The sequence below is a fragment of the Pluralibacter sp. genome (assembly GCF_019237635.1).
GTDB lineage: Bacteria > Pseudomonadota > Gammaproteobacteria > Enterobacterales > Enterobacteriaceae > Enterobacter_B.
In genome coordinates, this window is sequence record NZ_JAFAGS010000175.1 from 41,161 (window position 1) to 49,761 (window position 8,601).

Genomic DNA, 8,601 nt, shown 5'->3' on the forward strand with positions numbered 1-8,601 from the left:
AATACGCGCCTGATTCACTCTTTTCAACAGGACAGCGCTTATGACCAATCCATTACTGACGCCTTTTGAGTTGCCGCCTTTCTCCGCCATCAAGCCGGAACATGTCGTCCCCGCCGTCACCAAAGCGCTGGATGACTGCCGTACTGCGGTGGAGCAGGTCGTGGCACAGGGCGCGCCGTACAGCTGGGAGACGCTCTGCCAGCCGCTGGCGGAAGTTGACGATGTCCTGGGTCGAATGTTCTCCCCGGTCAGCCATCTAAACTCGGTAAAAAACAGCCCTGAGCTGCGCGAAGCCTATGAGCAGACGCTACCGCTGCTGTCCGAATACAGCACCTGGGTGGGGCAGCACGAAGGGCTGTACAACGCATACCGCGATCTGCGCGACGGGGACAACTACGCCGCGCTGAACCTGGCGCAGAAGAAAGCCGTGGATAACGCGCTGCGCGATTTTGAACTGTCCGGTATTGGTCTGCCGAAAGAGAAGCAGAAGCGTTATGGCGAAATCGCCGCGCGCTTGTCCGAGTTGGGCAACCAGTACAGCAATAACGTCCTCGATGCCACCATGGGCTGGACGAAGCTGATTACCGACGAATCCGAGCTGGCCGGTATACCGGAAAGCGCGCTGGCGGCCGCCAAAGCGCAGGCCGAAGCGAAAGAGCAGGAAGGCTGGCTGCTGACGCTCGATATTCCAAGCTACCTGCCGGTCATGACCTACTGCGAAAACGGGCGGCTGCGCGAAGAGATGTACCGCGCCTACACCACCCGCGCTTCCGACCAAGGGCCGAACGCCGGGAAATGGGACAACAGCCCGGTGATGGAAGAGATCCTCGCGCTGCGCCACGAACTGGCGCAACTGCTGGGCTTTGAAAGCTACGCCTTTAAGTCGCTGGCGACCAAAATGGCGGAGAACCCCCAGCAGGTGCTGGACTTCCTGACCGATCTGGCCAAACGCGCGCGTCCGCAGGGCGAAAAAGAGCTGGCTCAACTGCGCGCGTATGCGAAAGCCGGGTTTGGCGTTGATGAGCTGCAGCCGTGGGACATCGCGTACTACAGCGAGCAGCAGAAGCAGCATCTGTACAGCATCAGCGACGAACAGCTGCGCCCTTATTTCCCGGAGAACAAAGCCGTTAACGGCCTGTTCGAAGTCGTTAAGCGCATTTATGGAATTACCGCGAAAGAGCGCACCGATGTTGACGTCTGGCACCCGGAAGTCCGCTTCTTCGAGCTATACGACGAAAATAATGAACTGCGCGGCAGCTTCTATCTCGACCTGTATGCCCGCGAACACAAACGCGGCGGCGCATGGATGGACGACTGCGTCGGCCAGATGCGTAAAGCCAACGGCACGCTGCAAAAGCCGGTCGCCTACCTGACCTGTAACTTTAACCGCCCGGTCAACGGCAAACCGGCACTGTTTACCCATGATGAAGTGATCACCCTGTTCCACGAGTTTGGCCACGGTCTGCACCACATGCTGACCCGCGTGGAAACCGCCGGTGTTTCCGGTATCAGCGGGGTTCCGTGGGATGCCGTCGAGCTGCCGAGCCAGTTTATGGAAAACTGGTGCTGGGAGCCGGACGCGCTGGCGTTTATCTCCGGTCACTATGAAACTGGCGAACCGCTGCCGAAGGCGCTGCTGGATAAAATGCTGGCGGCGAAGAACTATCAGGCGGCGATGTTTATCCTGCGCCAGCTGGAGTTCGGCCTGTTCGACTTCCGCCTGCATGCGCAGTACAACCCGGCGCAGGGGGCGAAAATCCTTGATACCCTGGCCGAGATTAAAAAGCAGGTCGCTGTGGTGCCGGGGCCGTCATGGGGCCGCTTCCCGCATGCCTTCAGCCACATCTTTGCCGGTGGCTATGCGGCGGGTTATTACAGCTACCTGTGGGCCGACGTGCTGGCGGCGGATGCCTTCTCCCGTTTCGAAGAGGAAGGGATTTTCAACCGCACGACCGGACAGTCTTTCCTCGACAACATTCTGAGCCGCGGCGGTTCCGAAGAGCCGATGACGCTGTTCAAGCGCTTCCGTGGGCGCGAGCCGCACCTGGATGCAATGCTTGAGCACTACGGAATTAAAGGCTGAGATCCTGCGTGAAGATTTGCTTAGTAGATGAAACAGGCGCCGGAGACGGCGCCTTCTCTGTTCTGGCCGCCCGCTGGGGGTTAGAGCAGGACGATGACAATTTGATGGCGCTGGTGATGACGCCGGAGCACCTTGAGCTGCGTAAGCGCGACGAACCCAAACTTGGCGGCATCTTTGTCGATTTCGTCGGCGGCGCGATGGCGCACCGGCGTAAATTCGGCGGCGGCCGCGGCGAGGCGGTGGCGAAAGCGGTCGGCATTAAGGGTAGTTATCTGCCCGATGTGGTGGACGCGACCGCCGGGCTCGGACGAGATGCGTTTGTGCTGGCATCCGTCGGCTGTCATGTGCGCATGCTGGAGCGAAATCCGGTGGTAGCGGCGCTGCTCGACGACGGATTGCGTCGCGGCTATGCCGACCCGGAGATCGGTCCATGGCTGCAGGAGCGTCTGCAGCTTATCCATGCTTCCAGCCTGACGGCGCTCACCGATATTACCCCGCGTCCGCAGGTGGTGTACCTCGACCCGATGTTTCCCCATAAACAGAAAAGCGCGCTGGTGAAAAAAGAGATGCGGGTGTTTCAGTCGCTGGTGGGGCCGGACCTCGACGCGGATGGCCTGCTGGAGCCTGCCCGCAGACTGGCGACCAAACGCGTGGTGGTGAAGCGGCCGGACTATGCGCCGCCGCTGGCGGATGTCGCGACCGTTAATGCGGTGGTGACCAAAGGACATCGGTTTGATATTTATGCGGGGACGGCGGAGTAAAGCCCTTTTTCGCCCCTCTCTGGCGAAGGAGAGGGGCGGATAGCGCCACGTTACTGATTGGTGGCTGGCGTATTAATCATCCGGTTGAGCCACGGTACCAGAATGGCCATCACCACAGTGACGGCAAGCGTCACAAGACCGATTTTGCTGAAGACGTTGGTATAAATCGGCAGCGTCTGCTGTGGGTCGGTAACGTTTTCCGGTACCGCCGTGAAGGTAGCGACATAGCCGCCGAGCAGGAACGCGGCGGCCTGAGTCAGGAACCACATCCCGAGAATAAAGCCCATCAGACGCTGCGGCACCAGCGCGGCGACCATTGCCAGCCCCAGGGCGCTAATCAGCAGCTCTCCCAGACTCTGGAACAGATACACCAGCACGATAAACCACGGCGACGTCAGCCCCTGCGGGTCGGCAAACCACAGCCCTGCGGCCGCGGCGGTCAGGAAGCCGAGGGAGCACAAAAACATGCCGAGGGTGAATTTCATCGGCATCGACAGGTCTTTACCATGGTTGCCAAGACGCGTGTAGATAGCCGCCAGCGCCGGGCTTGCGACCACCACCCAGAACGGATTCAGCGCCTGGAAGCTGACCGGGTTAATGGTGATGCCGAGAATGTCATGATGCACGTTGTTGATGGCGAAGAAGTTCAGCGAGGTGGGCATCTGTGCGTACAGAATGTAAAACAACACCGCTTCAATCATCAGAATAAACGCGACGATCATTTTGTTGCGGCCGGTATTGTCGAGACGGAACGCTTCACGGAAGAAGAAAATCGTCACCACGATGGAGAGGACGATCAGCACCAGGTTGGCCACTTTGACGTTATGCATCAGCCAGGCACAGATAAACACCGCGACGACCGTGCCAGCCAGCACCATCAGCAGGTTTTTGACGTTCAGCGGCCGGTGATCCGGGTCAGAACCGATATCCTTTACCATGCCGCGGCAGGCGAAATAGACCAGCAGGGCGACGATAAGCCCGGCGCCGCACAGGTTATAGGTCACCGCATAGCCAAACTTCTCGGCAATCACCGGGGCCAGTGATAACGACAGCAGCGAACCGATGTTGATAGACATATAAAACAGGGTAAACGCGCCGTCGAGACGCGGGTCCTTCGGCGGATAACATTTAGAAAGCAGGCTCGCCGGGTTGGCTTTAAACAGCCCGTTACCGACGGCAATGGTGCCGAGCGCAAAGAAAATCAGCTCAGGCTTGAGCAGCGAAAGACCGGTCATGAAATAACCGATAGCCAGCACAATGGCGCCGAGCACCAGCGTTCTTTTGGTGCCGAGCAGATGGTCGCCGACGAACCCCCCGAGCGAGATCAGGCCATAGACCAGCGCGGCAAAGGCGCCGAAGGTGATAAACGCCTGCTCCTGGGAGAACCCCAGCTGTTTGACGAAAAAGACGGCCAGGATGCCCTGAACGCCGTAATAGCCGAACCGTTCCCATAGTTCGACAAAGAAAATCATAAAGAACGGCCGCGGCTGCTGCAGTAAGCCCGCGGAGGGGGATGTATTCATGTTTTTCGTCCTTATTTACCAACCCAAAAAAGTATGCGCATTCGCGTAGAAATGTGCGAAGAAGATGCCATTGTTGAAATACAATGCTGTTATAAATTGCCAGTGTAGATTATTAGATTGGATGATAGTGAAACAACTGGCTGATCACACTAATTGTTTTCAATCTATCAAAATATTGTATTTGTGAGCAGGTTGTAAAAACGAAAAACGCCCGCAAAAGCGGGCGTTAAGTTGTACCGACAGGGAGAAGAATTAATCTTCCTCTTCGTCGCGCAGCGGAACGATCAACATGTCGACGTGAACGGTGTTGATAAGCTGGCGGGCAGAGGACATCAGCTTGCTCCAGAAATCCTGATGATGGCCGCAGACGACCAGGTCCATGTCATATTTTTTAATTGCATCAACCAGCACCTGACCCAGGTCGCCGCTACCGCTCAGGGTTTCGGTGATTGGATAGCCCGCGTTGGTGGACAATTCCGTCAGCGCGTGGTGGGTTTCTTCGGAGATGCGTTTTTGCATATCGCCCAGATTTACGTCAATTAAACCGGTGTAGAGATCGGAGTAGTTCACATCGACATGAATCAGGGAAACTTTCGCGTTATAGGGGCGAGCCATAGAAACGGCTTTGTCTACCAGTACTTTACTTTCTGGTGAGAGGTCTACCGCGATAAGAATGTGTTTGTAAGCCATAGTGTTACTCCTTCCTTAAGTGGTTAATGACCAATTGTAGACAATTCAACCTTAAAACGACCTACAAGCTACGTCAATGTACCTTGATCACCAATTAGTTAAACAAATTTTCCGTTTCGACTATTGATAACGGTTAACCTTGTAGCAAAAAAATTAACGGATCTCCTACACTATTTAATGAACCGATCGAAAGCGTTATTGTGATCGGATTCTCACTCTTTGACTGAATTGTCTGTTGGTTATCGGGGGAGCGGTAGCCCCGGAGGAGTCTCCGTGGGTGGGTCGCCGGGGAGGAGGTATGGTAAGCACTGTCGCGCTGTTTTGGGCTTTGTGTGTCGTGTGTGTAGTGAATATGGCGCGCTACTTCTCATCATTGCGTGCCCTGTTAGTCGTGCTGCGTGGTTGCGATCCCTTGCTCTATCAGTACGTAGATGGCGGAGGTTTTTTTACTTCCCATGGTCAACCCGGTAAACAGATGCGCCTGGTGTGGTACATCTACGCGCAGCGTTATCGCGATCATCATGACGATGAGTTTATTCGCCGCTGTGAGCGTGTGCGCCGCCAGTTCATCCTGACGAGTGCACTGTGCGGGCTGGTCGTTGTCAGCCTGATAGGCTTAATGATTTGGCATTAAGCAAAAAAAACGGGCCAGTTTCCTGACCCGTCGTTTTTCGCGTTGCTCGCTTAGATGACTTTCAGCGCTAACCAGTACAGGAGGCCTGAAAGGACAATCGCGGCGGGCAGGGTGAAGACCCAGGCCATCAGAATGTTGGTCACGGTTCTTCTTTGCAGGCCGCCACCGTCAACGAGCATCGTCCCCGCGACGGAGGAAGAGAGAACGTGGGTGGTGGACACCGGCATACCGGTATAGCTTGCCAGGCCGATAGATACCGCAGCGGTCATCTGTGCGGACATCCCCTGCGCGTAGGTCATGCCTTTTTTACCGATTTTCTCGCCGATGGTGGTCGCCACGCGACGCCAGCCGATCATCGTACCAATACCCAGCGCCAGCGCTACGGCCATGATAATCCAGACCGGCGCATACTCGATGGTGCTCAGCATGTCGGTTTTAAGTTTCTTCAGCAGACGCTGATCGTCGCCGCTTACGCCAGGCAGCTTCGCCACTTTGTCGGTGGTATCGGAGATGCACAGCATGATGCGACGCAGCTGGCCGCGCTGTTCGATGGACAGCTTGTCGTAGCTCTCGACGTTCGCCAGCATCCCTTTCGCACGCTCAAGCGCGTTGATGGTGTTAGACGGGTGGCAGTGGAACTCGGTCTGCGTCGCAACGCCTGGTGTGGCTGACGGTTGGAGCTGTTCAACGCCCGTTGCTTGCTTGAGCAGGTCCGGGCGCTGCTGGAAATAGGTTTCGACATTATTCACGGCATCACGGGTACGGGTGATTTCGTAACCGGTGGCGTTCATATTGACCACGAAACCTGCCGGCGCGACGCCGATCAGCACCAGCATGACCAGGCCGATACCTTTCTGACCATCGTTAGCGCCATGAGAGAATGCCACGCCGATGGCGGACAGGATCAGGGCGATACGCGTCCAGAACGGCGGTTTTCTCTTGCCGTCCTGCTTTTCACGTTCTGCTGGCGTCAGGTGGATGCGGGCACGTTTTTTGGTCCCGTTCCAGTAACGACGCAGAAGGAAAATCAGACCGCCTGCAACCACCAGGCCGACGATAGGAGAGACGATGAGCGACGCGAATATACCGATAACTTTCGGGATATTCAGCGCATCAACCACGGAGGTGCCGGTCATCAGCGCATTGGTTAAACCAATACCGATGATAGCGCCGATCAGGGTGTGTGAGCTTGATGCCGGAAGGCCGAAATACCAGGTTCCGAGGTTCCAGATAATCGCTGCCAGCAGCATCGAAAAGACCATGGCGAGACCATGCGCAGAGCCCATGTTCAGTAGAAGGTCTGTTGGTAGCATATGCACGATGGCATAGGCTACACTCAGGCCACCTAACAGCACGCCAAAGAAATTGAACAGCGCCGCCATAACCACCGCCACTTGCGAACGCATCGCGCGGGTGTAGATGACGGTTGCGACTGCGTTTGCAGTATCATGAAAGCCGTTGATGGCCTCATAAAACAGAACAAAACCCAGAGCAAGCAATAACAAAAGCCCGGTATGCAAATCCAGGCCAGTAAATAAATGTAGCATAGGACGTTACGCCATTTGGGGGACATGAACGCGGCGCATTATCCAGGACAAATGCGGTGCGGGCAAAGAGAAATATAGACTTTTATTGATTTTTGTTCGGACTCCGAAAACGTACGTCAAGAATTATCCTATATCTATCAATGAAATGCCTGAGAAAGGAAAATTCTCAGTAGTCGTACCGTTTGGGAAAATTTACAATTCCCGACATTCAAGACGAGAGGAACGGTGTGTGGAAAGGTTTGATGCCATTGTGGTCGGCGCGGGCGCGGCGGGAATGTTTTGTGCAGCGCAGGCGGGGCAGGCCGGGGCGCGAGTGTTGTTGCTGGATAACGGCAAAAAACCGGGGCGTAAAATTCTGATGTCCGGGGGCGGTCGTTGTAACTTCACTAACCTTTATGTCGAACCCGCCGCATATCTTAGTCAGAACCCGCATTTTTGTAAGTCGGCGCTGGCGCGTTACACCCAATGGGACTTTATTGACCTGGTGGGTAAGTATGGTATCGCCTGGCATGAGAAAACCCTCGGCCAGCTGTTTTGCGATGATTCCGCCGAGCAAATCGTGTCGATGCTGGTGGACGAATGCGAAAAAGGCAACGTCACTACCCGTCTGCGCAGCGAAATTCTCAGCGTTGCGCGCGATGACGACGGCTATACGCTACAGCTGAACGGCGAGACCGTGACGGCAACGCGGCTGGTTATCGCCAGCGGCGGGCTGTCGATGCCAGGGCTGGGCGCGTCGCCGTTTGGCTATAAAATCGCCGAGCAGTTTGGGCTGAAGGTGCTTCCGACCCGTGCGGGGCTGGTGCCGTTTACCCTGCATAAACCGCTGCTGGAGCAGCTCCAGGTGCTCTCCGGCGTCTCCGTGCCGTCGGTCATTACCGCTCATGATGACACCGTATTTCGGGAAAACCTGCTCTTTACCCACCGCGGTCTTTCCGGCCCGGCGGTATTGCAAATCTCCAGCTACTGGCAGCCCGGTGAGTTCGTCACTATCAACCTGCTGCCGGACTGCGACCTCGACGGCTTCCTTGATGAACAGCGCGCGGCGCACCCAAACCAGAGTCTGAAAAACACCCTGTCGATGCAGCTGCCGAAGCGGCTGGTAGAGTGCTTGCAGCAGCTAGGGCAGATCCCGGACGTGCAGCTCAAACAGCTGAACAGCAAAGAACAGCAGCAACTGTGCGAGACGTTAACCGGCTGGCGTGTACAACCGAATGGCACCGAGGGCTATCGCACCGCCGAAGTGACGCTCGGCGGTGTGGATACGAATGAGCTGTCGTCGCGCACCATGGAAGCCCGCAAGGCGCCGGGGCTGTACTTTATCGGCGAGGTGATGGACGTGACCGGCTGGCTCGGCGGTTAC

General features: G+C 56.3%; 7 protein-coding genes. 4 read left to right on the forward strand and 3 right to left on the reverse strand.

All coding sequences use genetic code 11. The annotated features are described in order from the left end of the window. Positions 1–40: 40 nt before the first annotated feature. Positions 41–2,083, forward strand: a complete 2,043-nt coding sequence (gene prlC, locus JO226_RS20485) for an oligopeptidase A (RefSeq protein WP_296406846.1) — start codon at positions 41–43, stop codon at positions 2,081–2,083. A gap of 8 nt (positions 2,084–2,091) precedes the next feature. Beyond that, positions 2,092–2,844 (forward strand): 16S rRNA (guanine(1516)-N(2))-methyltransferase RsmJ, encoded by a 753-nt coding sequence (rsmJ, locus tag JO226_RS20490; protein ID WP_296406848.1) that lies wholly within the window; start codon positions 2,092–2,094, stop codon positions 2,842–2,844. Between the two features lie 50 nt (positions 2,845–2,894). Here the strand turns inward: rsmJ and dtpB are convergent, their stop codons facing one another. Then, positions 2,895–4,367: a dipeptide/tripeptide permease DtpB gene (gene dtpB / locus JO226_RS20495; RefSeq protein ID WP_296406850.1), complete on the reverse strand. Its 1,473-nt coding sequence runs from the start codon at positions 4,365–4,367 to the stop codon at positions 2,895–2,897. 252 nt (positions 4,368–4,619) lie between these two features. Further along, positions 4,620–5,057, reverse strand: coding sequence for a universal stress protein UspA (gene uspA, locus JO226_RS20500; protein WP_013364295.1), 438 nt, complete (start codon positions 5,055–5,057; stop codon positions 4,620–4,622). Between the two features lie 298 nt (positions 5,058–5,355). On the opposite strand from uspA, the gene uspB reads away from it, so the two are divergent. Beyond that, a complete protein-coding gene (gene uspB / locus JO226_RS20505) occupies positions 5,356–5,691 on the forward strand; it encodes a universal stress protein UspB (protein ID WP_013364296.1) in 336 nt (111 codons plus the stop codon). A 50-nt stretch (positions 5,692–5,741) separates the two neighbouring features. Here the strand turns inward: uspB and pitA are convergent, their stop codons facing one another. Beyond that, positions 5,742–7,238, reverse strand: coding sequence for an inorganic phosphate transporter PitA (pitA, locus tag JO226_RS20510; RefSeq protein WP_296406854.1), 1,497 nt, complete (start codon positions 7,236–7,238; stop codon positions 5,742–5,744). Positions 7,239–7,467: 229 nt separating this feature from the next. Between pitA and JO226_RS20515 the strand changes: the two genes are divergently transcribed. Next, a partial coding sequence (locus tag JO226_RS20515) for an NAD(P)/FAD-dependent oxidoreductase (RefSeq protein ID WP_296406856.1) occupies positions 7,468–8,601 on the forward strand: 1,134 nt, incomplete at its 3' end.